Source organism: Haloarcula sp. CBA1122 (assembly GCF_009741785.1).
Classification (GTDB): domain Archaea; phylum Halobacteriota; class Halobacteria; order Halobacteriales; family Haloarculaceae; genus Haloarcula; species Haloarcula hispanica.
The window spans coordinates 32,218-56,416 of sequence record NZ_WPCB01000017.1; the positions used below are offsets into that span (position 1 = coordinate 32,218).

The 24,199-nt window shown below is 64.8% G+C and carries 20 protein-coding genes and 2 pseudogenes; 1 reads left to right on the forward strand and 21 read right to left on the reverse strand.

Annotated features, from left to right (window positions below):
- From GJ630_RS08910 to GJ630_RS08950, 10 genes are all read right to left on the reverse strand, one after another.
- Positions 1–732, reverse strand: coding sequence for a GNAT family N-acetyltransferase (locus tag GJ630_RS08910; protein ID WP_014039779.1), 732 nt, complete (start codon positions 730–732; stop codon positions 1–3).
- Positions 733–800: 68 nt separating this feature from the next.
- Positions 801–1,160: a hypothetical protein gene (locus GJ630_RS08915; RefSeq protein WP_044951721.1), complete on the reverse strand. Its 360-nt coding sequence runs from the start codon at positions 1,158–1,160 to the stop codon at positions 801–803.
- An 11-nt stretch (positions 1,161–1,171) separates the two neighbouring features.
- The gene (locus GJ630_RS08920; protein ID WP_191449752.1) at positions 1,172–2,833 is read right to left on the reverse strand and encodes an FAD-dependent monooxygenase; all 1,662 of its coding nucleotides are present in this window, start codon (positions 2,831–2,833) and stop codon (positions 1,172–1,174) included.
- A complete protein-coding gene (locus tag GJ630_RS08925; protein ID WP_191449753.1) occupies positions 2,826–4,490 on the reverse strand; it encodes an electron transfer flavoprotein subunit alpha/FixB family protein in 1,665 nt (554 codons plus the stop codon). The genes GJ630_RS08920 and GJ630_RS08925 overlap by 8 nt, the downstream gene beginning before the upstream one ends.
- A gap of 2 nt (positions 4,491–4,492) precedes the next feature.
- Positions 4,493–5,347: an electron transfer flavoprotein subunit beta/FixA family protein gene (locus tag GJ630_RS08930; RefSeq protein ID WP_191449754.1), complete on the reverse strand. Its 855-nt coding sequence runs from the start codon at positions 5,345–5,347 to the stop codon at positions 4,493–4,495.
- A gap of 204 nt (positions 5,348–5,551) precedes the next feature.
- On the reverse strand, positions 5,552–5,881 hold the full coding sequence (locus GJ630_RS08935) for a ferredoxin family protein (RefSeq protein ID WP_004593526.1): 330 nt from the start codon (positions 5,879–5,881) through the stop codon (positions 5,552–5,554).
- A 49-nt stretch (positions 5,882–5,930) separates the two neighbouring features.
- The gene (locus tag GJ630_RS08940) at positions 5,931–6,887 is read right to left on the reverse strand and encodes an alpha/beta hydrolase fold domain-containing protein (protein WP_371727263.1); all 957 of its coding nucleotides are present in this window, start codon (positions 6,885–6,887) and stop codon (positions 5,931–5,933) included.
- Positions 6,888–6,924: 37 nt separating this feature from the next.
- On the reverse strand, positions 6,925–7,047 hold the full coding sequence (locus GJ630_RS20315) for a hypothetical protein (RefSeq protein ID WP_014039773.1): 123 nt from the start codon (positions 7,045–7,047) through the stop codon (positions 6,925–6,927).
- On the reverse strand, positions 7,019–7,174 hold the full coding sequence (locus GJ630_RS08945) for a hypothetical protein (RefSeq protein WP_154020795.1): 156 nt from the start codon (positions 7,172–7,174) through the stop codon (positions 7,019–7,021). Before GJ630_RS08945 ends, GJ630_RS20315 begins: the two co-directional genes overlap by 29 nt.
- Before the next feature lie 57 nt (positions 7,175–7,231).
- On the reverse strand, positions 7,232–7,603 hold the full coding sequence (locus tag GJ630_RS08950; RefSeq protein WP_023843159.1) for an Hsp20/alpha crystallin family protein: 372 nt from the start codon (positions 7,601–7,603) through the stop codon (positions 7,232–7,234).
- A gap of 251 nt (positions 7,604–7,854) precedes the next feature.
- On the opposite strand from GJ630_RS08950, the gene GJ630_RS08955 reads away from it, so the two are divergent.
- On the forward strand, positions 7,855–10,296 hold the full coding sequence (locus tag GJ630_RS08955) for a PAS domain S-box protein (RefSeq protein WP_191449755.1): 2,442 nt from the start codon (positions 7,855–7,857) through the stop codon (positions 10,294–10,296).
- Between the two features lie 8 nt (positions 10,297–10,304).
- Here GJ630_RS08955 and GJ630_RS08960 read toward each other — a convergent pair.
- From GJ630_RS08960 to GJ630_RS09010, 11 genes and pseudogenes are all read right to left on the reverse strand, one after another.
- Positions 10,305–12,042, reverse strand: a pseudogene (locus GJ630_RS08960) (glutamate--tRNA ligase).
- Between the two features lie 180 nt (positions 12,043–12,222).
- Positions 12,223–13,158 (reverse strand): ArsA family ATPase, encoded by a 936-nt coding sequence (locus tag GJ630_RS08965; protein WP_050037683.1) that lies wholly within the window; start codon positions 13,156–13,158, stop codon positions 12,223–12,225.
- Between the two features lie 87 nt (positions 13,159–13,245).
- Positions 13,246–14,286, reverse strand: coding sequence for a geranylfarnesyl diphosphate synthase (gene idsA3, locus GJ630_RS08970; RefSeq protein ID WP_129754872.1), 1,041 nt, complete (start codon positions 14,284–14,286; stop codon positions 13,246–13,248).
- A gap of 4 nt (positions 14,287–14,290) precedes the next feature.
- Positions 14,291–15,637 carry a ribonuclease J gene (locus GJ630_RS08975; RefSeq protein ID WP_014039766.1) on the reverse strand — a complete coding sequence of 449 codons (1,347 nt, stop codon included), beginning with the start codon at positions 15,635–15,637 and terminating at the stop codon, positions 14,291–14,293.
- A 264-nt stretch (positions 15,638–15,901) separates the two neighbouring features.
- On the reverse strand, positions 15,902–17,389 hold the full coding sequence (locus tag GJ630_RS08980; RefSeq protein WP_191449756.1) for a hypothetical protein: 1,488 nt from the start codon (positions 17,387–17,389) through the stop codon (positions 15,902–15,904).
- A 170-nt stretch (positions 17,390–17,559) separates the two neighbouring features.
- Positions 17,560–18,312 carry an isopentenyl phosphate kinase gene (locus GJ630_RS08985; RefSeq protein WP_191449757.1) on the reverse strand — a complete coding sequence of 251 codons (753 nt, stop codon included), beginning with the start codon at positions 18,310–18,312 and terminating at the stop codon, positions 17,560–17,562.
- Entirely contained in the window at positions 18,309–19,292 is a 984-nt protein-coding gene (gene mvk / locus GJ630_RS08990) for a mevalonate kinase (protein WP_014039763.1), read from the reverse strand. Before mvk ends, GJ630_RS08985 begins: the two co-directional genes overlap by 4 nt.
- Before the next feature lie 67 nt (positions 19,293–19,359).
- A pseudogene (locus GJ630_RS08995) lies at positions 19,360–21,542 on the reverse strand (PAS domain S-box protein).
- A gap of 370 nt (positions 21,543–21,912) precedes the next feature.
- Positions 21,913–23,250, reverse strand: a complete 1,338-nt coding sequence (locus GJ630_RS09000) for a cytochrome P450 (RefSeq protein WP_191449758.1) — start codon at positions 23,248–23,250, stop codon at positions 21,913–21,915.
- Between the two features lie 70 nt (positions 23,251–23,320).
- Complete coding sequence (locus tag GJ630_RS09005) at positions 23,321–23,701, reverse strand: DUF5518 domain-containing protein (RefSeq protein ID WP_014039760.1); 381 nt, start codon at positions 23,699–23,701, stop codon at positions 23,321–23,323.
- Positions 23,702–23,759: 58 nt separating this feature from the next.
- Positions 23,760–24,143: a DUF5518 domain-containing protein gene (locus GJ630_RS09010; RefSeq protein ID WP_014039759.1), complete on the reverse strand. Its 384-nt coding sequence runs from the start codon at positions 24,141–24,143 to the stop codon at positions 23,760–23,762.
- Between the last annotated feature and the right edge of the window lie 56 nt (positions 24,144–24,199).

Genomic DNA, 24,199 nt, shown 5'->3' on the forward strand with positions numbered 1-24,199 from the left:
CTACAGGTCGATCTCCATCATCACCTCGTCGGCGTACTCGTCGCCGAACTTGTAGTGGTCTTCACGGACGGCTTCGGTGTCCCAGCCGTGGCCTTCGAGGAACTCGATCGCGTCTTCGTTCGTCGATGGGACAGAGTTGTACAGCTTCTCGTAGCCGTTCGACGCCGCCCACTCGGTGCCCCGGGCGAGCAGCTGGGAGCCGATGCCGTGACCCCGATAGCGGTCAAGCACGCCCAGCGTTAGCTCTGCGGTGTGGCTGAGTTTCTCCACTTCAGGGTGTTTGAGGTGGACCCACCCGACAACGTCGTCGTCGATGCAGGCGACGAAGAAGATGCGCGACTCCAGTTCGTTGTGCCGGAGCAGCACGCCCTCGCTGTCCACCACGTCGGCGACGGTCTCCGCGTCGACGTACTCGCCGCCGCCGATAGCGGCTCGGATGGCCCCGACAAGGCCGGTCAGGTCCTCCTGACGGGCCTGCCGAATGGTGAACTCGATGTCGTCGGCCTCGAACTCCTCCTCGACGGTGTCGTTGTACGCGATGCGGAGTTCCCCGTCGATTTCTGCCAGCACGCCGTCCCGTTTGAGTATCGCGACGTGATGGCCGAACGGGCGCGGGTCCATCTGCAGCGACGTCCGTGCGGCTCGTGGCTCAACTGACCCGTGCGATTCGATGTACTCGTAGATGTCCCGTCGGTCCTCGTGGTCGAACTGCAGTGGCTCTGTTAACTCCATGGTATCTGCTACCACGAGACAGTACTTAATCCTTTATCAAAAACCATGTACTTCTCAGTAAACGGTCGCTACTGCTCCGGAACGCCGGTCAGAAGGACTGCCACGTCACGGGCGTTATGCGTGTCGACGAGCAGTTCTGCGGCCGCTCTGACGCTGTAGGTGCCGGCTAACTCCACGCCGTAGCAGGCGGCGTAGCAGTCCAGCCAGTCGTTCATCGTCCGTTCCAGCCGCTCGAACTCCGCTTCGGAGAAGCGGACCCACGACCCGCCGGTCCGGGCCTCGCAGTACAGAGCCACCGTTGGACCGAACCCCTCACGCAACAGTTCCATCGCTCGCTCCTCGTCCGGCGGGTCGGGGTCCAGCGACTCGTGGACCTGCTCGGCCCGGCGGGAGAGCGCCCGAATCCGGTCGTCGTACTGGCCGCTCATCACCGAACAGGTCACCCCTGCTTGAACTCGACGCCCTTGCCGCCGGCGGGGTGTTCCCACTCGGTATCGGCGACGATGGCACAGGTGCCACACTCGACGCAGGGCTGGGTATCGAGGCTCACGAGGTGTTCCTTGGTCCCGTTGGTCTGGACCATCTCGTCGCGGTAACAGCCGCCGCCGAAGTCCTCGGCGCTGACCGGGCAGGCCGTGACAGCAGTGCCGGACGCCTCGAAAGACTTGTCGACCAGTTCGATGTGCGGGTCGCCCACGTCGTAGGTCAGGTCGCCGATACGGTCGGCCAGGTCCGGCGGCGAGACGGTGTTCTCGTCGGTCACGGGCTCGCCCAGTTCCTCCGCGATGACCGTTGGCAGCGTCACGTAGGGCAGTTTGGTGTCGGGGATCATCGACACCATGCGCGGCGACGAGTAGGCCCGTTCGAGCAGTCCGCCTGCCGCGCGGACCCCGAACCGGCCGACGGCGGACTCGGCGATAGCGTTCGAGAGGTCGTCGACGGGGCCGAGTTCGCCGAGCTGTCCGAACACCTTGTATCCGGTTGGCCGGAGCTTGTCCATCACGCCCTCGTCGTGGAGTTTCTTTTCGTACAGTTTGCCGGCCTGAGACGTGTCCCCGCGTGCCCTCGCGTCGGCGAACGCCTCGGCGGCCAGCGCTCCGGCGGTGACCGCGTGGTTCATCCCCTTGATGATGGGGCCCTGAGCCTGCATCTGACCGGCGGCGTCGCCGACCAGCACGAGGCGGTCCTTGTGCGGGGAGGGATGGGCCGCCTTCTTCGAGTCCGGAACCAGTTTCGCACTGTACTCGCGCTCGTCGTACTCGTCGCCGAGCCACTGGGCCATGAGCGGATGCGTGAGCAGGCTGTCGAGCAGTTCGTGGGGCTCGGCCCGCTCCTCGGCGATCGAGTCGAGGTGAAAGACAGTGCCGATGGAGAGCGAGGACTCGTTGGTGTAGAGGAAGCCGCCGCCGCGGACGCCGTCGAACAGGTCGCCCGAGAACAGGTGGGCCGCGCCGTCGTCGGGAGCCACGTCGAACCGGTCGTTGATGACCTCGGGCTCCATGTCGACGACTGCCTTCACGCCCTGGAACCACTCCTCGGGCTCTTCCCAGTCCATCAGCCCGGCGTCGCGGGCGAGTTCGGAGTTGACGCCGTCAGCCGCCACCACGAGGTCGGCTTTGATTGGGTCTAGTTCCTCGGTCGTCACGCCGACGATTTCGCCCCGCTCGCGGAGCAGGCCGGTGACGTGGACCTCGGTCAGCAGGCCGCCGCCGGTCTCGCGGGTGCGCTCGTGGACCTGCTGGGCGAGCCACGAGTCCATCTTCCGGCGGAGCACGGCGTCGGCCCACGCCGTGTCGTGGTGGTGCAGGTCGCCGATGTCGAAGGACTTCACCCTGTCGCCGGCGATATTGTGGATGAGGTTCTCCGTCACCGGCCGCTCCGTCGCTTCCTCGCGGAAGTCGGGAAACAGCCCGTCGATGGTGTAAGGGGCCGACTCCTCCGCGTAGATGAGCCCGCCCGAGACGTTCTTCGAGCCGGCGTCGACGCCGCGTTCGAGCACCAGCGTCTCCACGCCGTTCCGTGCGAGGGTCGCCGCCGCGGCCGCTCCGCCCGGTCCGCAACCGACGACGACCGCCTCGTACTCCTCGTAGGCGTCAGTCATCGCTGGCCTCCATCATCGCACCGAGTTCACCGGCTTCGACGGCCTCGGTCAACCGCGGGAGCACCTCGAACAGGTCGCCCTCGATGAGGTAGTCCGAGAAGTCCCGGATGTCGGCATCCGGATCGGTGTTGACGGCGATGATTGTATCGGACTCGTCACAGCCCACCTTGTGCTGGATCGCGCCGGAGATGCCCGCCGCGATGTACACGTCGGGTTCGACTTCCTGTCCGGATTCGCCGATCTGGCGCTCTTCCGTAACGTACTGCTCGACGTGGCCGTCGAAGGAGTACGACGAGGTGATGACGCCACGGGACAGCCCCAGGTCAGCCTCGTCGAAGGCGTCGACGAGGTCCAGCGCCTGCTCGATGCCCTGTGTCGGGTCGTCGCCGATGCCCCGGCCGACGGCGACGACGACGTCGTTGCCGGTGAGGTCGACGCCGCCGGAGAGGCGGTCGTACTCCTCGACCTCGACTGTGAACCACTCCTCGTCGAGGTCCATCTCGTAGTCGACGACCTCACCGTCGCGCTCGTAATCTGGGTCAGGCATCTCGAAGCTCCCCGGAATCACCGACGCCCCTTGCGGGTGGAAGTCCCGGTTGGGCTTGTCGATACAGAGAATCGTCGAGTACTCGAACCCGGAGAAGTCCGGGCGCTTCATGTGCAACACCCGTTCGAACTCCTTCTTGTCACCGGCGGTGCCGACTTTCGCGGGGTTGGAGATCATCGCGCTCTCGATGTACAGCCCCGAACAGTCGGAGGCCAGCCCGGAGTCGAGTTCGCCCTGGACGAGCGCCGAGAGGTCCCGGCCGTTGTTCGTCGCCGGGAAGATGGTGTAGCGCGGCTCGTGGTAGTCCTTCCACGCGACGTCCTCGCGGCCCTCGGCGGCGAGTTCGCCGCCGGCACGGGCCATGTCACAGAAAATCTCTGTGTAGGGCTGGTGGCGGAACCGTTCCAAACGGGGGTCCTCGTGGTAGACGACGAGATCCGCGCCGTAGGCGATGACGTCCTCGACGTGGTCGCTCGCGTCGGACCCGATGAGCACGGCGACCACGCGCTCGTCCTCATCGTAGTCCTCGTTGTAGGTGTCCATCAGTTCCCGGGCCTTCCCGAGCATCTCCTTCGAGACGTCGACGAGTTCGCCGGCCTGGGTCTCGCAGTACACCCACATGTCGCGGTACTCTGCCCCGACGGTCCCTTCGACCCACTGTTTGTCGTTGGTCGGGTGGTCGAGTTCGGGATACTTCTCCTCCGGCGGAACGTACTCGACTTCCGCCGTCTCCTCACCTTCGGTTTCCTCGGTCCCCTCGACGGACTCGATGCGGCTCTCTATCTGGGACTTCGCCGTCTTGCGGTCCTGGCCCGCTTTCTCGCGTTCGAGCAGGTCTCTGAGCACGTCGCCGTCGTCGACCTCTCGAACCATGTTCGCCACGTCGGCAACCGTGAGGTCAGCGAGGTCGACGGTTTCCGGGTCCATCTCGCCGTCGCCCTCGTCCTCGACTTTCTCGATGCGGTCCTCGATGAGCGTCTTGACCGGGACTCGATCCTCGCCGTCTTCCTCCAGCGCCAGCATCGCCCGCAGTTCGTCCGCGTCGTCGACGTCCTTGATTTTCGGGCCTAGCTCGGCGATCTCGTGTTCCGTGGGGTCGATGTCAGGCATGGTCAGTCACCTACCGCGTACGGCGTCAGTTCGTCCAGTATCGGCTCCAGCGCCTCGCTGTCGTCGGCTTCAATAATCGTCGCCTCACGCTCGGAGGGAGCCTTCGGAATCGGGTCGACACCGGAGACAATGGTCGGGGACCCGTCGAGACCGATGTAGTCCGGGTCGAGATTGAGGTCCTCGTGGTCCCAGACCGTGAGATAGTCCTCGTACTCTTCGGCCCGCTTCTGGGTCTCCTCTCGGAGGTCCTTGTGGTTCAGCCGGTGGCTCGCCTTCCGGTAGGTCGGTTCGAACTCGGGGTCAGCGACGATGAAACACGGCATCGGCGCTTCGACCGTCTCGATCTCGGAGATATCGCCATCGACCAGCCGCTTGGCCCGGACGGTACCGGCGTCCTCGTCGATGTCGAGCGAGACGACGTGGGTAATCATCGGCCAGCCCAGACACCAGCAGGTCTGTGGGCCGGTGTGACCCGTCTCGCCGTCAGCAGTTTTGAACCCGGCAAACACCAAGTCCGGCTGGTCGTCGAGGTTCTGGAGGCCAGTGGCGACAGTCATCGCAGTGGCCCACGTATCTGCGGCCCCCATCTCGCGGTCCGAGAGGAGATAGAGGTCGTCGGCGTACACGTCCCGCATCCCCTCCTGTAAGACCTCTTTGTATCCCGGCGGCCCCATGCTCATCAGCGAGACGTGCCCCCCGTTGCGGACTTTCGTCTGGAACGCCGCCCGAAGCGCGTGCTTGTCGTTGGGGTTCATCACCGTCGGTGTCTTCCCGCGTTCGAGATGGCCATCCTCGTCGAACGATACCTGTCCCTCGCGGAAGTCCGGAACGCCTTTCGTCATAACGACTGTGTGCATGGTATCACGACCCTCGTGAGTTTATCTCACACAAGAATCTATAATAAATGTATGTTTACAAATCTGTATGACAGGTAGGCGTATCTGTCTCAGGGGTTGTAGAATCCAGGTAACACGCTGTATGACGACAGCCTGACAGCTATGGGGCGTTTATATTTAGGGTGTGGAATGCTGTAATCCCGCGGAAACAGGGGGTCCGATAGCTCAGATGCGACCGGCGCGGCCCGGGTCCACGTCGATGGCATCGACCGGACACACGTCGACACAGAGCATGCAGTCGATGCACTGCTCCTCGTGGGCGGGGTCGGCCTTGATTTCGCTCTCCGGATGATCCGGCGTGTCGACCCACTCGAATACGTCGACAGGGCAATCCTCCAGACACGCGCCGTCGGCGATGCAGATATCGAAGTCGACGGCGACGTGTGTCCCGTGGATACCCAGTTCCTCGGGTTCGTCGACCGGCCCCCAAACGTCGTGTCCGTCGTGCTGTTCGACAACGTCGCGGTTCTCCTCGAACTCCGGATCTATGGCCATTGGTATCTTATCTCACTTTTGGGAGCTACTTAACTTTTCGACCTGACCGTCAGAATCCGGGGCCGTCGCGGCGATCCGGGCCCCGAGTGTCCCCCGGTCCGAGATCATCGATACGGTCGGCCGGTCCCGGCAGGTTGCCGCCGGGCAAGCCGGTTCTCTCGCCTGCACCGGCCCTGTCACCAGTATCCGGACCGCCGACTCCGACCCGCCGGATGAACTCGACGGTCCGTTCGTACACGTCATCGTAGTTCGCCCCGTGGAAGGGGAAGCCGTGATCCGACGGCACCGTCTCGTGGACGACATCGGTCATCGGCCCGAGCGCGTCGGCCAGTAGCTCGGACTGGGCTGGCGGGACGACGTCGTCGTTGGTCCCGTGGAGCAACAGCGTCGGCGGGGCGTCGGTATTCACCTGACCGACCGGCGAGGCGAGGTCGTAGGCCGCAGGTTCGTCGTCGGGCCCGCCGCCGAGATACGCCCGGTGGGGCGCGTCGGCTTCGTCGTCAGCGGCGTTATCGAGTGCGTGGAAGTCGTAGATGCCGGCGTAGCCGACGACAGCCGACAGTCCCGAGGACGCGCCGGGGTACAGTTCGGGTTCGAAACCAGGTTCGTCCGCCGTCAGCGCTGCCAGGACGACGAGATTCGCGCCCGCCGAGTGGCCAACGCCGACGATGTGGTCAGTGTCCGCGCCGTAGCTCTCGCCCTCCGTTCTGGCCCACTCGATAGCGGCTTTCACGTCGACCAACGCCGCCGGGAACGTCCACTCCGGCGCGAGGCGGTACTGGGGCTCAACGACGAGGAAGCCGTCCGCCGCGAGGTCGAGCGCGTGCCGTGCGAACTCGCCCTTGTCGCCGGACGTGAACGCGCCGCCGCGGACGAGCACGGCAACCGGTTTCGGGCCGCTGGCCGCTGGCGAGTCGTACAGGTCAAGCGTCAGCGTCACGCCGTCCATCTCGTGGAACGGGATATCCCGCTGGACGGTTACCGACTCGGGAGCGGTATCTGTCACGGGCTACAGTCGGGCCGTCGCGGACATAAGCCCGACGCTATTCGCTCTCGACGCCGTGGTCGAGCGAGGCGTCGGCATCGCGGGCGTCCAACGACGCCTCAGCACCGACCAGTGCCACCACAGTCGCTGGATCACACGGTCGCGATAGCCGACTGGTCACTGCTGCGTTCCTGCAGGCGAACGAAGTCACCGCTGCTGAACTCGCTGTCCGCCGGAGGCTGCCGGTCGATGACTGCCATCCCACTCCCCGGCTCTCTGTTCTTGAGTGGCCTGACAGTCAGTTGCATCGTTCTGAACGAAGCGAAAAAGCTCGGTTCTCGGGCGGTACGCCTGTGGCCCGACGGTCAGCCTTCGACCTCGATCTGCTTGCCGCGGGCCGTCGCGCCTACCTCGACGGGCAGGCGCACCTTGAGGATACCGTTGGTGTAGTTCGCGGCGATACCCTCGTCGTCGACCCGCTTCGGGAACCGGAAGCGTCGGTGGTACGTCCGACGCTCGCCGCGCTGTTCGTCCTCACGTTCGGCGGCGATGTTCAACATGCCGTCGTCCCAGGAGACGTCGATGTCCTCGACGTCAAAGCCCGGGAGCTCGACGTTGAGGACGAACTCGTCGTCCTCTTCGTACAGTTCGTAGTCGTCGCTACCGGTTTCGAGTAGGCGGGACGGGAGGTCAAGACCGCGCATCCAGGAACTCGGTGTGGTTGTTGGCAGTGCCATTGGCCATCACCTCGTGTCCATTTGACACTAGTGTTGCAGTTCGTAAAAAGTCTTACTAACCATGGTATATGACAACAAACAGTAATTCAGCTCATCGAGAGTTTAAAATAACCACTGCAAGTAGGCCCCAGTCGGGTTAGAAGGCATGATTCGGGTAATGAGGAGACCGACTACAGGCAAGCGTATTTTTTACTAATAATACCCATCTATCGATAAGATAAAGTGGGAATAGGAGTATCGTTACTGGAACGATGTACGGCCGCTTCGTGACGGCCCTGTGGGTCCTGACGGGCCTTTCCGCGGTGTTTTCACTGCTCGCGTGGCGCAAGCGGGAGGACCCTGGCGGGACGCCGATGGTGGTGTTTCACCTCGCTCTGTCAGTCGGTGCTGCCAGCTACGCCGTCGACATCACCGCGACGACGCTGTCGACCCAGTTGCTTGCCCGACAGGTCGCGACCATCGCGCAGGGTGCAGTCGCCATCTCCTGGCTGCACGCCGCGTTGCAGTACGCCGACTTCGACCGGGCGGTGACGCGCCGGGCCGTCGGGCTACTGTCGCTTGATCTACTGATGCTGATGGCCGTGTTCGTCTTTCCGGGCGTATCGCTGTTCGACCTCCCGCCCAGCGGCTCCGTGGGGTCGCTGGTGGTGACGCCCGGGACCGGCCTCACAGCGGTGTTCGTCGCCCACATGGCGACGATTCTGATTGCGGCACTCGCCGGGACAATCGTTCTCGTTCAGTTGTTCGTCCGCTCGCGACACCTGTACCGAACACAGGCCGCTGCCGTCCTCGTCGCGGCGCTGGCTCCCTGGACCATTGCGCTGACCCAGCAGTACTTCCTACAGATACCCGAAGACGCCACGATTTTCGCCTGGGGTGTCTCCGGGATAGCGATGACGACCGGGCTCTACACGTTCAAGACACTCGACCCGGTGCCAGCCGCCCAGGAGACCATCGTCGAGCAGATGGGCGATGGAACGCTCGTTCTGGACGTCGACGGTTGTATCAGCCACGCGAACCCAGCGGCCGAGACCCTCCTCGCTGGCCCCGAGGAAACGCTCGTGGGCCAGCAAGTAGACGCCGTCATCCCGACCTGGGACAAAGTCACGGTCGACGACGACGGACAGTCAGACTGGTCGGAACTCGCGCTCTCCGTGGACGGCCAGCAGCGGTTCGTCGAACTAGAAGTGTCACCGTTTACCGACCGGTTCGACGGGCTCGTCGGCCGGCTCGTCGTCCTCCGGGACGTCACGGAGCGGAAGCAGCGCGAACAGCAGCTGGCGCAGTACAAGACGATTTTCGAGGGCGTCAGCGAACCCGTCTACGTCCTCGACGAGCACGACCGGTTCGTCACGTACAACGACCCGTTCGCCGAACTGGTCGGTACCGTCGAGGACAGTCTCGTCGGCGAACGCTTCGAGACGGTGCTGGGACAGATGGAAACCGAACCGATGGACGACGAGCCGGGAGAGTTCCTGATCCGGACCGCGTCCGGCGAACAGGTCCCCTGTGAAGTCGATGCGGCGGACATCGAACTGGCCAGCGGTGAGTCCGGCCGAGTCGGCATCGTCCGTGACATCTCACAGCGAAAGGAAATCGAGTCCGAACTCGCAGTGACGACCGAGCGTCTGGAGACGCTCGTCGAGGCTGCCCCGCTTGCGATTATTGCGACGGACACCGACGGGGTCGTCGAAGTCTGGAACCCCGCCGCGACAGAGCTGTTCGGCTGGTCTGCCGACGAGGTTCTGGGCGAAACAGTCCCCGTCATCCCGGCCGAGAACCGACGGCAGACCGCCGAACTTCACGCGCAGGTACTCGAGGGCGAGCGTCTGGCGGGCCACGAAACGGAACTCCAGCGAAAAGACGGGAGCCGTGTCGACGTGAGTCTTGCCGCCGCCCCGATTCGCGGCCTCAGTGGTTCTGTGGTCGGTAGCGTCTCCGTCATCACGGACATCACCGACCAGAAGCGGCGGGAGCGACAACTCCAACTCCAGAACGAGCGGCTGGACGAGTTCGCCAGCCTCGTCAGCCACGACCTCCGGAACCCCTTGCAGGTCGCCAGCGGCCATCTGGAACTGGCGTCACAGGACGCTTCGGCGGACGTACGCGAGTCGATAACGGCCGCAACGGACGCCCTCAATCGGATGGAGACGCTCATCGACCACACCCTGACGCTGGCCCGCGAGGGGCGTGACATCGGCGACCCCGAACCAGTGTCGCTCCGAGACACGTTCGCTCGAGCGTGGGACGCCGCGCCAACGAGCGCGGCCGAGCGCCGGATTCGAGACCCGCCGGAGCGCGTACTGGCCGACCTCGACCGCCTCGCCGAACTGTTCCAGAACCTCGTGCAAAACGCCGTAGAACACGGCAGTGACGGTGCCACTCCCGGAGCTGGGCCAGCGGCCGATGGCGGAGGAGTAGTCACCATCACGCTCGGAGCCACGCCGGACGGCTTCTACGTCGCCGATGACGGCCCGGGGATTCCGCCGGACCAGCGCGACGCCGTCCTCGAATCGGGCTACAGTACCGACGACGACGGCACCGGCTTTGGCCTGGCGATAGTGGAGACGATTGCCGAGGCCCACGGCTGGGAGCTAACGGTTACCGACAGCGAAGCCGGCGGTGCTCGGTTCGAGTTCAGTGGTGTCGAGACTGGGAGTCAGGGGGAAGAACCGACGGCTGGGTCGTTGTGACGGCGGCCTCAGGGATGGGTGAAGTACGCGACGGACTCCGTGTCCGGGTCGTCCGCGACCTCGTCGAGGCGGGCGAAGCCGATGCGTTCGAACTGAACCACCTCGTCGGCGTCGTAGTGGCGCAGTCCCGGTTCGGCCACGCCTGACACGTCGCCGTCCATCGTCCGGAGGCGGACCTGTGGCCCATCAGCCGGTGCCCAGTGAATCACGTCACGCCCTCCTCGCGGACGGCGTCGATGTCGTCGCCGGTGTACTCGAAAGCGTCGCGGGTGTGGCGGACACAGCCGTACCCCTTGAGCCAGATGCGAGCGCCGTGGTCCGGCAGGTCGTCGCCCTCGACCACGACGCCACTGGTCACTGGAATCTCACGGCGGCCACGCTCCTCGAAGTCCGGATGCAGGGGCGGTTCGCCGGCGTCCGGGCCGCCGACGACCTGGCGCTCGACGAGGCCGCCATGGTCGTCGCTGTTCCGGACGAAGAACGCCCGGTCCGAGTCGTCGTCGATGAGGTCGCGGTTGTTCGAGTAGATCGACGACATCGCCAGATCGACGTTGGAGGTGGACGTGCCCAGTTGAATCATCGCGTCGACGACGGCCTCGCCGCGGATGCCGCGCCGTTCGAGGCTGGCGACGGTCGGCGCGCGGGGGTCGTCCCAGCCCGCCAGTTCGCCGTCCTCAATGAGTTCGGCGATGCTTGACGTCGAGAGGGGCACGTCGTAAGCGTCGACTTGGACGTGGCCCCAGTGGATGACTTCGGGGTACTCCCAGTCGAAGTAGTCGTAGACGAACTGCTGGCGCTTCGCGGAGTCCTGCAGGTCGATACCGCGGATAATGTGGGTGACACCCAGCAGGTGGTCGTCAAGCCCGCTCTGGAAGTCCAGCATCGGCCAGCAGCGGTACTCCTCGGCCGCCGCACGCGGGTGTGGGGTGTCGACCATCCGGAAGGCGACGAAGTCCCGCAGCGCGGGGTTCTTGTGCGTGATGTCGGTCCGGACCCGTAGCACCATCTCGCCGCTTTCGTACTCGCCGTCGATCATCGCCTCGAACTCCTCTCGTGAGGTCTCGGCGTCCTTCTCGCGGTGCGGGCAGGCTTCGCCGCTGTTTTTCAGATCGGAGAACTCACCCTGCGGGCACGAGCAGGTGTAGGCCCCGCCCTTGTCGATGAGCTTGCGAGCGTACTCGTAGTACGTCTCGACCCGGTCACTGGCGTTGACTACGTCGTCGGGCTCAAAGCCAGATAGTCAATGGCGTCCAGAATCGCGTCATAGGCGTCCAGATCCGGCCGCTTGGTCTCGGGGTCGGTGTCGTCGAAGCGGCAGATGAACTCCCCGTCGTAGCGCTGTTTGTACGTCCCGACGACAGCGGCCATCCGCGCGTGGCCGATGTGCCACGGCCCGTTGGGGTTTGGCGCGACGCGCATCCGGACGGTGTCGTACTCCTCGGCGTTGGGCAGGTCCGGCAGCGGGTGGTCTTCACCCTCGTCCTCGCTCTCCAGTTCTTCGAGTTTGTCCGGCGCTAACTCCGCCAGCCGCTCACGGCGTTCCTCGGCATCCATGCCGTTGACCCGCTCGACGACCGGGGCGATAACGCCCGGAATCTCGTCGCCGTACTCGCGGAACTCCGGGTTCTCGCCCATGAGTGGCCCCATGATCGCCCCGACCTGTGCCTCGCTGTCGTGTTTGACCGCGTTGAGGAGCGCGTTCGTCTCCGCCGCCTCCGTGATTCGGTCTCGCAGCTCGTCGTCCATTACCGGGACCTGCGACTGGGAGGGTCAAAACGCCGTCGGACCACCTTTTTCATCGTCGGGTGGCTCGCGATGCTCGCCACCACTCCTTGAAAAACGTGGGCGAAAAAGGCCGGAACCTCACTAAGTTCGGTTCCGGTGAACCGCGCTCGCTTCGCTCGCGCGGATGCTCGTCTTTACAGGTCACTTCACATCCACCAGAGACTCCGCAACCCTGTCCAGCGCGCTAATACCAGTCACCTCGCCGGACTGGTCGGGAATCGTCCACACGTCAAGGTCGGGCAGCGACTCCCGAAGCGCGGCAATAGACTCTTGCTGTACCACCTGCTTCCCCTGACAGCGCTGACAGTCGCCGGCGTCCTCGATGACCTTGTTCACGACCAGCGTCGTCACCGGCACCTCGAACTCCCGGAGCTTCCCGACCAAGCGCTCCGTCTCGCGGACGGCCATCGTCTCCGGAATCGTGACGACCCGGAACGCCGTCTGTTCGGGGTCCCGCAGGACCATCCCGACCCGCTCCATCCGCTCGCGCATCGCGGTGAAGTCGTCCGGGCCGTCGTCGCGCCGGTTCGCCATCGGGCCGAACATCATGGTCCGGGCGGTGTTGACCTTCCGGCGGACCTGATCCCGGAGGTCCATCGCCGTCGCGACGCCGCGGTCCATCACGGACGGGAGGTCGAGCAGGCGGAGCGTGTGGCCGGTCGGCGCAGTGTCGAACACCACGCGGTCCCAGCGGTCGCTCTCGATGTACGTCGCCATGCCCTCGATGGCCGCCAGTTCGTCGCTGCCGGGCATCACGCCGGTCGTGAACAGGTCGGCGATTTCGTCCTCGTCCATCCGAATGCCGGCGTCAGCAAACTCCGACGCCAGCGCCTCGAACAGCGACCGGTAGCGGTCGATACCGGTCTGTGGGTCGATCTCGACACCCCATAGCCCCGACTTGATTTCCGTCGGGTCGCCGCCGACGTCGGTTTCGACGGCGTCGGCCAGCGAGTGTGCGGGGTCGGTGGAGACGACCAGTGTCTCGTGGCCCGCTGTTGCCAGCCGGTGACCGGTCGCCGCCGCAACTGTGGTCTTGCCCACGCCGCCCTTGCCGCCGTAGAGGAGGAACCGAGTCACACGACTGCCTAGGGGCTGACCGGTCTTAGTTGCTGACCAGCACTGTTCAGGGTCGAAGGACGCGGGAAAAACGGACTGTCGGAGCGCTCAGTAGTCGCGCTCGACGAGGTAGTTCGCGATGCCTTCGAGCAGATACCGGGACTCGTTGTCCGGCAGGACTTCGAGGTTCTGCTTGCCGCTCGCGATGAGGTCCTGCCCGGTCTGGCGGGCGTATTCGATTGACCCTACCTCTCGCAGACGCTCGACGGCGTCGTCGATTTCGGCTTCCGAAACGGCCTCGACAGAGTCCGTGTCGACGAGGTCGCCCACGTCGACGCCCTGCTGGCGAGCGTGCAGCGTCACCAGCGTCTGCTTGTTCTCGACGAGGTCGGACCCGCGCTGCTTGCCGAGTTTCTCAGAGGGCGTCGTCAGGTCCAGCAGGTCGTCCTGAATCTGGAACGCACGCCCCACGTCGAGCCCATAGTTGTACAGGGCGTCGACGGTCTCCGCGTCGGCCCCGAGCAGCGTGGCCGGGATCGAGGCGGCCGCGCCGTACAGCACGGCCGTCTTGAGTTCGACCATCTCCAGGTACTCCTCGGGCGTGACGACGTCGCGTTGCTCGAACTCGATGTCGAGGGACTGGCCCTCGCAGATGCGGGTACACGTCGTCGCGAGTCGCTTGTTCGCCTCGACGGTCTGCTCGGGGGCCGCGCCCGTATCGAGCAGGAACTCGAACGCCTTCGAGTACAGCGTGTCGCCGGCGAGAATCGCCGTCGAGAGGTCGTACTCCTTGTGGACGGCGGGTACCCCGCGTCGGAGCGCGTCGTCGTCCATGATGTCGTCGTGGATAAGCGTGAACGTCTGGATGACCTCGATAGCGAGGGCGGCCGACATCATATCGGCCTGCCCGCCCTCGAGCGTCGGGAAGTCACGGTAGTCTGCCGTCAGCGGGTCGACGTCGAGCAGCGACTCCGCGACCAGCAGCAGGACCGTCGGGCGGAGCCGTTTCCCGCCCGCGTCCAGCAGGTAACGCGACGCCTCGTAGAGGTGGTCCGGCTTCTGCACCGGAAGGTCCTCGGGGAGGGCGTCGTTGACCCGGTCTCGTCGGGCGACAATCGCGTCTTCGACCTGCTGATGGCGTTCGGACATCGATTTACTCGGTGAGCTGGATCATGTTGCCGTTGCGGGTGATGTGGAGGTCCCGCCCGGCTTTGTAGCCCATGTTTTCCGCGAGGTCGACGTACGGTGCGAACCCTTCGAGGCTCTGGTGGGCCGGAATGACGTTCTTCGGCTGGAGCGCGTCGAGCATCTCGTAGTGGCCCTCCTCGCGGAGGTGGCCCGAAACGTGGATGTCGTCGTAGATGCGCGCGCCCTGCATGCCCAGGAGCTTCTCGGACTGGTAGCGCTGGCCCTCGTTGGTCGGCTCCGGAATGACCCGGGCCGAGAAGATGACTTTGTCGCCGTCGTCTAGCTCGTATGGCGTCTCGCCGCGGCCCATACGGGTGAGCATCGCGCGGGGCTCGCCCTGGTGGCCGGTGACGATGGGGAGGAAGTTCTCCTTGCCTTCGTTCATGATCCGCTTGAACGTCCGGTCGACGGATTTCCGGTGGCCATACATGCCCAGGTCCTCCGGGAAGTCGACGAAGTCGAGTCGTTCGGCGGTGCCGGAGTACTTCTCCATCGAGCGACCGAGCAGCACCGGCTGGCGGCCGATGTCGTCAGCGAACTCGACGAGGCTCTTGACACGAGCGATGTGTGAGGAGAACGTCGTGGCGACGATGCCGCCGTCGTAGTCGGCGACGCTGTCCATCACGTCTTTGAGGTGGCGACGCGCGACGGACTCGGAGGGCGTGCGGCCCTTCTTGCCCGCGTTCGTACAGTCCTCGATGTAACAGAGGACGCCCTCGCCCTCGCGGCCGATCTCGCGGAACCGCTTCATGTCGATGGGGTCGCCGATGACCGGCGTGTGGTCCATCCGCTTGTCGAGCCCGTAGACGACTGCGCCTTCCGGCGTGTGAAGCACGGGGTTGATGGCGTCGATGATGGAGTGTGTGACGTTGACGAACTCCAGTTCGTTGCGCTCGCCGATGGACATCGTCTCGCCGGCGTCCATCTTGACGAGGTCGTTCTGGACGCCGAACTTCTCCTCGCTCTTGATCTGCTGTTTGACGAGTTCGATGGTGAACGGCGTCGCGACGATGGGTGCGTCGTAGCGGTGGGCGAGCTTGGAAATCGCGCCGATGTGGTCGAGGTGACCGTGTGTCGGCACGATAGCCTTCACGTCGCCTTCCAGGTCGGACATGACCCGGTCGTCCGGGATGGCACCCATGTCGATGAGGTCCAGCGAGTGCATCCGTTCCGTCTCGACGTTGTCGTGAATCAGTACCTTCGAGAGGTTCAGGCCCATGTCGAAGATGACGACGTCGTCCCCTGCACGGACGGCCGTCATCTGTCGGCCTACAGCCTCGTAACCGCCAATTGTCGCAATTTCGACTTCCATAGTTGTAGCTCCGAGTGGAAAGCCGGCCGCGGGCATCCGGTGGGGCACGGCAACGACGGTATCTGCAATGTAGGCGACTTCGTCCGCGTCGGCGCTCCAGGCCAGTCGGGTACGCCCGTAGCCTGGGCAACCGCAGTGGGAGGGACTTCCGTCCCGCAACTTACATCCGCCGTCTGCCGGCCGCCAAACCGCAGTCCGCGGGCGGCCGTGCGCTCGGTTACTCCGGACTACAACGGCGCTTCTTAAAACGGTGTGGGTTCGTCGCTACTCGTCGTCTAAGGGGTCCGAGAGCGGGTCGTCGTCACTGGAGACGTCGAAACCAGTGACACCGTCGTCCGCGAGCGTCGCGTCCTCGTCGTCAGTCGCGTCCGCGTCCTGAGACTCCGCCTCGCTCTGCACGCTCTCGTCGACCCCGGAGTCGGATTGCTCGTCACCGGTGCCGCCACCGAACAGGTCGTCCGTCGTCCGCGGGCCACTGGACGTGTCTGGCCTACCGGATTCGTCAAGTAGTCGGGTGTCCTCGGTTACGGCGTCGCGCTGGTCCGCCTCGTCAGCATCCGGCGTGCCGACGCCAGTGGGGTCGCTATCGGCTTCGGGTTCGGTTTCCCATTCGTCGGCCGGTGCTGGCTCGTCGTCTCCCCAGTCGTCGGCCGCCGCGGGTTCCTCGCTCTGCGTGTCGAACTCCGCGGGGTCCGGCGGAGTCCACTCCTGTGGTTCCGTGCTCGATTCTGGTTCCTCGGCGGCGTCCTCAGCAAGCAGGTCGCGGTCCGACTGCTCGCTGGGTTCAGACTGGGGCTCTACCGTTTCCGACTCACCGGCGAGGTCTGTCGGGGATGGCTCCGCAGTAGTGTCGTCCACTGCTTCGGATTCCGGTCCAGCAACGTTTTCCGCCGGCTGTTGGTTCGATAGCTGTTCGTTCTGGGCCGTCTCCACTGCGTCTCCGTCCGTCGCCGCGGCCATCGTGTCGTCGGTCGACGGTGGTTCTGAAGTGTCGTCGGTGTCCAGAAGGTCCTTGTCTGTCACTGGGACATCGCCTGCCACCGGGTCATCAGCTGTCGCCGGGTCAGCATCCGCCAGCGGATCTTCGTCGGCTGCCGTCGCCGGTGCGTCATCAGTCCCGGCCGCCGCAGCGTCGGACGTAGCGGACGCCACTGTCCCGTCGGATGGGTCGGAGGGTTCCTGTGCGGACGCGTGGATCTCCGAGTCTCCGGACGAGTCCGCGTCCGGCTCGGAGTCAGCGACCGGCTCCGATACCTCGGGTTCGGCCGTTGCCGGCTCGACAGCCGCTGAGTCGGCGGCCGGTTCCGTCTCCTGAGAAACCGCCGGTTCAGTCCCGGCCGGCTCCGGCGTCGGTTCTTCCGATTCCGTGGCCGATTCGGTCGCCGCTGCGGCGCTATCATCGGCAGTTTCAGTTGCTGCCTGGTCGCTCGCTGGAGGACTGGCGGCTGCCACATCGCTCGCACCACGCTGTGCTGTCTGGGCCGCGAGCGTGCCCGCCATCGTCGCGTCGGCGATGAGCTTGTGGCTCAGGCCGAGCAGGCCGGAGAGCAACAGGAGCCCACCGAGCGCACCGACGACGACGCCGAGTACCGCGCGATAGCCTTGCGTCCCCGAGAACGAGTCGAGAGAGCCGTTCTGTATCAGCACGTACCCTGCAGCGATGAGGCCGCCACCGACGCCGGCGACGACAAGCAATGTCCCGAGAAACCTCGTTCCGTATCGATAGACGTCGGTCAGACCTACTGCAGACATAGTCGCATAATTGATAACAGAGGACAAATATGTTACGACAGCCGAAGAAGTGATATTTAAGCTATCAGTCTGCCAGACCTGGGCAGAGATACCCTGTATCAGCCAGCCTGGGCACACTATGGACTAAATCGCTTTCTGGAACGGGCCAGTCGACGACAGTAGTAGCAGTCTCACCAGTCGTCATCACCAGCGATAGTCGTTCCCGGGCTCTCACCGGCGAGAAACGCGGGGAGTGCGTCGGGCCCGAACACGACGGCGGGGGCCGAGAGGGCGAGCAGCGCACGGACCTTGCCGGCCATCCCACCCGACACGTCCGTCGCGTCGCTCCCGCCCAGTGCCGATGCGACGGCCTCGAATGTCTCGATGCGGTCGATGACGGTCCCGTCTTCGTCGAGGACGCCGGGAACAGTCGAGCAGACGCCGACGCGGTCCGCGTCGACAGCGGGCGCGAGTTCGACGACCAGTTCGTCGCCGCTCAGAACCGTCGCGCCCGCACCGGCGTGTGCGACGAGGTCGCCGTGGAGGACCGGGACGAACCCCTCGTCGAGCAGCGTCGTGACCTGCGCCGTCGGCAGCGAAAGGTCACTGTCGGCGTCGCGTGTGGCCGCCGAAAACGGGTGGACTGGGACGGCCGGAACCCCCTCCTCGGTGAGTTCATCGACGACAGCGGCGTTGAGCCGACACATCGCGCCGTGGATGGCCTGTACGCCGTCCACGTCGTGGGTCCCCGCGGTCGTGCTGACACCGTAATCGGCGGCGTGGTGGTGGCCGAAGCTCCCGCCGCCGTGAACGACGACGATATCCTCCCCGACTGCCGATTCGGCGATAGCCGACGCCGCCGCCGACAGAGCGGCCGTATCGACCGTCTCGGGTTCGTCTTTCTCCGTGATGACACTCCCACCGAGTTTGAGGACGGCCGTCATTCCTGCCGGACCCCGTCGGTGTCCAGTTCGGCCCGGAAGACGTCCTCACACCCCGGCGTGTACTTCAGCGCCGTGAGCGCGTCGTCCGTCTCGTCCAGCGCGACGATACAGCCACCGCCACCGGCTCCGGTGAGTTTCGCGCCATGTGCGTCGGCGTCGCGGGCCGCCCACACCATCGAGTCCAGCGACCGCGAGGAGACGCCCAGCGCCGAGAGCAGTCCGTGGTTGAAGTCCATCAGTTCCCCGAGCCGCTCGTAATCGCCCGTTTCCAGCACCGCTTCGCCCTCGCGGACGATATCGCCGATTGCCGCGACGGTGTCGGCAGCGAAGTCGTATTCATCGCGGAGGGTCCGGACGCCGGCGACCAGTGCGCCGGTGTCGCCGGCCCCGCCGTCGTAGCCGATGACGAAGGGGAGGGTGTCGATGCCGTCCAGCCGCCGGCAGTCGTTGCCCTCCACGCGGACTGCCCCGCCCATCGCCGAGCAGAACGTGTCCGCCCGCGAGGCCTGCCCGTCCTGTACCTCGTGTTCGACCTGATAGGCGCGGTCGGCGATTTCGCTCGCCGGCAGTTCGACGCCGAGTTCCCGGGTCGCCGCGTCTATCGCCGCGACGACGAGCGCGGCAGACGACCCCAGCCCCGCCCCGAGCGGGATGTCGCCCTCGACGGAAATCTCGAAGCCCGCTTCCGGCGCGTCGGCCGCGTCACGGGCCTGTGCCACTGCCTCGTTGACGTACCCCATGCCGGCTTCGACGAGCGATTCGGCGACGTCCACGTCCGGATGGCTCTCCCCGTCGCCGGTGTACTCGACGGTAAAGCCGTCCAGTTGCAAGTCGTTCGCGTGGATGCGTAACCCCTCGTCAATCTCAGTTGCCGTCACATGCACTCGCCGCTCGATGGCGCAGGGCACCGCCGGCTCACCGTAGACGACCGCGTGCTCCCCGAACAGGTACACCTTCCCGGGAGCGCTCGACGTGACCATACCCGCCCGTGTGCACCCAGGGCGTTAGGCGTTTTCGGAGTCGACGGTCAGGACAACCCTCGGGATACTACTCAGAGACAGTGTCGACATCGGTGAACTCAAACCGGGCGCCGCCGTCGCTGCCGCTGCCGACGCGGACCGCCCAGCCGTGGGCGTCAGCGACCTGTTTCACGATGCTCAGGCCGAAGCCGGTCCCTTCGACCGCCGTCGAGTAACCGGCATCGAACACGTCTCCGCGGTCGGCCACAGGGATACCGGGACCGTCGTCCGCGACGTAGAAGCCGTCGGCCAGTTCGCCCACGGTCACGGTCACGCCGTCACCGCCGTGCTCAACCGCGTTGCGGACGAGATTCTCGAACAGTTGTCTGAGGCGGCTCTCGTCGGCGCGGATGGGCCGGTCTATGTCAGTGCGGAGCGTCGCGGCTTTCGTATCGACGTTTTGCCAGCACGTCTGGACAAACTGTTCGAGGTCAACCACGACGGGCGAAGCGGGTGACGCGCCGTCGCGTGCGAGCGTGAGCAGGTCGTCGATGAGTGTATCCATCCGCTGGTGTGCGCCGTCGATGGCGTCGATATGCTCGCTATCGGATTCCTCTCGCAGGAGTTCGAGTTGGCCGCGAGCGACAGTCAGCGGGTTCCGGAGGTCGTGGCTGACGACGCTGGCGAACTGTTCGAGCTGTTCGTTTTGCTGTTCGAGTTCCTGCTCGCGCTCCTTGCGCTCCGTGAGATCACGCTGATCGCCAGGAACCGGTCCTCGCCGTCGAGGCTGAGTCGGAGCAGATGTACTTCGACCGGCATCGTCGACCCGTCGCGGCGTTCGTACAGGCCCTCGAACTTGCGGCGCTCGTTGACACTGAACCCCGAAAGCTGTGTCTGCACGTCCTCGGCGTCGAACGTCAGGTCGAACTCCCAGATCGACCGCCCGAGCACCTCGCTCTCGTCGTACCCCAGTTCCGCACAGAACCGCTGGTTCACGTCGCGGATCGTCCCATCGGCGTCGAGCACGTCGATCATGTCCGGTGAGTTCTCGAAGAGGGCTTCGAGGCGTGACGATGTTTCCTCTAACCGTTGCTCGCGTCGTTTCCGCTCCGTGATGTCCTGCTGGAACCCGACGTAGTTGACGACTGTCCCGTCGTCGTCGTCTCGAACCGGCGCGATCCGAACCCTGTTCCAGAACTCGGTCCCGTCCTTCCGATAGTTCCTGAGTTCGACCGTCACCCGCTCCTCTGCGTCAATCGCGTCCCGCATTGTAGCGACGGACTCCGGATCGGTGTTCTCGCCCTGTAGCATTCGGCAGTTCTTCCCGAGTAACTCCGGAAGCGAATAGCCAGTCAGGTCGCGGTAGTGGTCGTTGGCGTAGATCAGCGGATTGTCCGTCTGGCCAGGGTCGGTGATAACGACACCGACCGGGGCCTCGTCTATCGCGCGTTTGTTCCGGAGTAGCTTCTGTTCGCGCTCTTTCCGGTCGGTGACGTCCCGAGCGACGCCGACGATGCCGTCGATAACACCATCGACGACCAGCGGCGTTAGCTGGTACGCGACCACCGCGTGTCCGTGGCCGGGGAACTCTGCTTCGATTTCGCCGCTAAGCTGCTCCCGCGTTCCGTCGAGCAGTTCCTGGTAGCGGTCTCTCTCACCCTCGGTTCGAATACGCGGAACGAGTCTACTGGTCTGTCCTTCGAGCGCAGCGCGCGTCGTGTCGTACCACTCTGCTATGGTCTCGTTGACGATTTCGAACCGCCCCTCCGCATCGTAAATACAGGCTGCCTCCTGCATGGAGTTGACCATCCGCTCGTAGCTCCGGAGCGCTCGGTTCCGCTCGGTGGTCGCCTGCTGTGAGCGGTGATGCTCGACGGCGTCAAAGATTCGGTTCGTCAACTCCACATGCTGTTCGGTGCCCGGCTCTTTCCTGAGGTAGTCCGTGACACCGGCCGAAATCGCCTCGCTGGCGACCGCCTCGCTCCCCCGGGCAGTGTAGATAATAAACGGGAGGGTCGGATGCTCGTCACGGACCGTTTCCAGAAGCTCGACACCGTTCCGTTCGGGCAGGTCGTAGTCGGAGACGAGACAGTCTACGGTATCGTCAGCCAGCCTCGCCACAACCTCGGGAGCAGTGCGCACCGTTTCGACCGTGAAACGGCCGTTCTCGCGTTCGAGCGCCGTCGACAGCGTTTCGGCGTCGTCCGAATCGGTGCCGACGTAGAGGACCTGAACCCTGTCGTCCCCGTTGACAGCGGTCTCAGACGTCATTCGGTATCCCGTTCGAGTCTGGCCATTGCGCCGGGATAGATATCGTTCCCTGCTCAAGAGCAGTCGGAGTGATATGGCTCTGGGAACTGTCTCGGGACAGGTCCGGTCGCAGGACAACTGCAAACGGCGCGGGACGAGTGCCGCCAGTGGTGTTCTGCAGCAGTGTCATGATGGTCGAGTAGTCGGCTGTGAACGGGGCCCTCCCACCGTGACCGCGGCTGAAATCAGGTCACCGGAGAGACGTTCAGTCCGCTGTTCTTGTACGCTTACACGGGGTTCTGCAGTAAATAGCTGATGACCAAGTCCCTGTCACGTCGATCCCGCACTGTGAGGCGACGACGACACCGGAGTGGTCACATCGGAGTCCGCGCTACCGTTCCTGCACGCGCATCGACATTTCCTGCCGAGGATGGGCGGTCAGCGACGGCAACAACTCCAGAGGCGTCTCCCCCTGGAACTCCAGTCGGTACTGGCTAGCCGTCGTCGCGGTGATGAGTTGCGCTTCGAGCATGGCGAGATGCTTCCCGATACAGTGGCGCGGGCCACCACCGAACGGGAAGTAGGCGAACCGCGGGCGCTCGCCCGCTCGTTCGGGCTTCCAGCGCTCCGGGTCGAACGTCTCTGGGTCGTCGTAGAACCGCTCGGAGCGGTGGACGCCCCACTGAGGGACCATCAGCGTCGTCCCCGGCTCGACCTCGTAGCCCGACAGCGTCACGTCCTCGGTCGGCTCCCGGAATATGGTGTACACCGGTGGGTAGAGCCGCATCGCTTCCTGAATCACCCATTCGAGGTAGTCCAGTTCGCGGACGTGCTCCATCCCCGGCCGGTCGTCGCCGATGACGTCGTCGAGTTCCTCGTGGACCCGCTGTTCGACTTCGGGGTGTTCCGACAGCAGGAACCAGGTGTAGGTCAGCGTCAGCGCCGTCGTGTCGTGACCGGCAAGCAGCATGGTCATCATCTCGTCGCGCAGTTGGTCGGGCGACTGGTTCCCCTCGTCGCGGGCACGCAGGAGCACCGACAGGAAATCCATCGGGCCGTCCTCAGCCGTCCCAAGCGATTCTTCACGGACCGCGATGATGTCGTCCAGCACCTCGTCCAGCGTCCGCACGGCGCGGTCGAACTCGGCGTCGTCGGGCATCGGCATCCACTGCGGCATGGCGAACCGGATAGGGTCCGGCTCGAACCGCTGGCCAAGCGGCAACAGTTGTTCCTCGATGGTCCGGACTCGCTGCTCGGAAAGCTCGACGCCCATCATCAGGTCCAGAATTACGTCCAGCGTGACCCGGGTCATCGACTGCTCGGCGTCGATGACCTCGCCGTGGGACCAGTCGGCGATCCGGTCCTCCGCGTGGTCGGTGATGCGGTCGGCCATCCCCGACAACCGAGCCATCGAGAACGCGGGGTTGGCGAGCTTTCGCTGCTGCTCCCACGTCTCCCCTTCGCTCAACAGCAGTCCGTCACCCAGCAGATCCCCGAGCGCATCTCCCTGAAAGTCGGGCTTGCGGAACCGGTCTGCCTCCGAGACCAGCACGCGCTCGATTGCCGTCGGATCACACAGCATGACCGTATCCATCGGCCCCATGTCGAAGCGGGCGACATCGCCGTATGCTCGCTCCAGCGCCGAGATGAACCGGAACGGGTCCCGAGCGTACGTGCGACTACTGCCGAACAGCGGTTCGCCCTTCGGTCCGGGCGGCGTCTTTGACATCGGCTGACGTTAGTGTCGGACACGCTTGAATGGTATGCCAAATGTCGGGCAGCGGGCGGTTCACGTGCATTCAGAGCCAGCGGTTGGCGTCTAGGTCCCAGTCGGTGTGTGCCGATATCCAGACGCCGCCGAGACCACCGAGAGCGCTGAGACCGACAGTGTACAGCAGAAAGAACGTGAACACGAGCGCCAGAAACAAGTCGTACCCCGGTGCGCCGGGCGGAATCCCGAACCCGAGGAGGCCAGCGATGTACAGCGCTGGGAGAAAGAGGGCAAGCAAGGGAACCATCGCGCAGACGCCGGCCAGCGTTCCCAGCCAGAGCCCCGTCCGGTAGCTGCCGCCGTGGTTCGCCGCGGCCACGGCACCCCCAGCCACCGACGAAAAGGGAACGAACGACAGCGCAACCGTGACGAGCGCCCCGATACCGGCGTTGGTCACCGACTCACGCATATGCGTTCTCGGTAGTGGCGTCCCCCGTGATGTAGTTACCGACAGCGCGGCTGGCCAGTCAGTCGCCGATGGTCGTGTCGTGCTTGACGTAGTTACCCAGCCAGCCGCCGAGCGCGCTCAAGCCGAGGAAATACGCGGCCGTCATGACTGTTCCGAGGACGAGCACGAGCAGTCCCACCGCGCCGAACACGCCCAGTGCTTCGGGCACAAATGCCAGAAATGCGGCCAGAAAGACGAACACGACCACGAAGAAGACCAGCGATATCGCCAGCCCGACGGCGCCGGACAGCAATCCGACACGGACGCCGTCGTCTCGCTCGCCGCCTTCGAGATAGCCGGCGATGCCACCACCGAGTAGCGGCGCAAGCGGGACGAATCCACTCAGCAGAGCGGTTGCGACGGCACCGATAATCGCGTTAACGAGTGTGTCTCCCTCTGCCATTTGCCAGCCCTACTCCGGGGCTTGTGGTAGGTCTTGTGTTGGCGATACTGGCATCG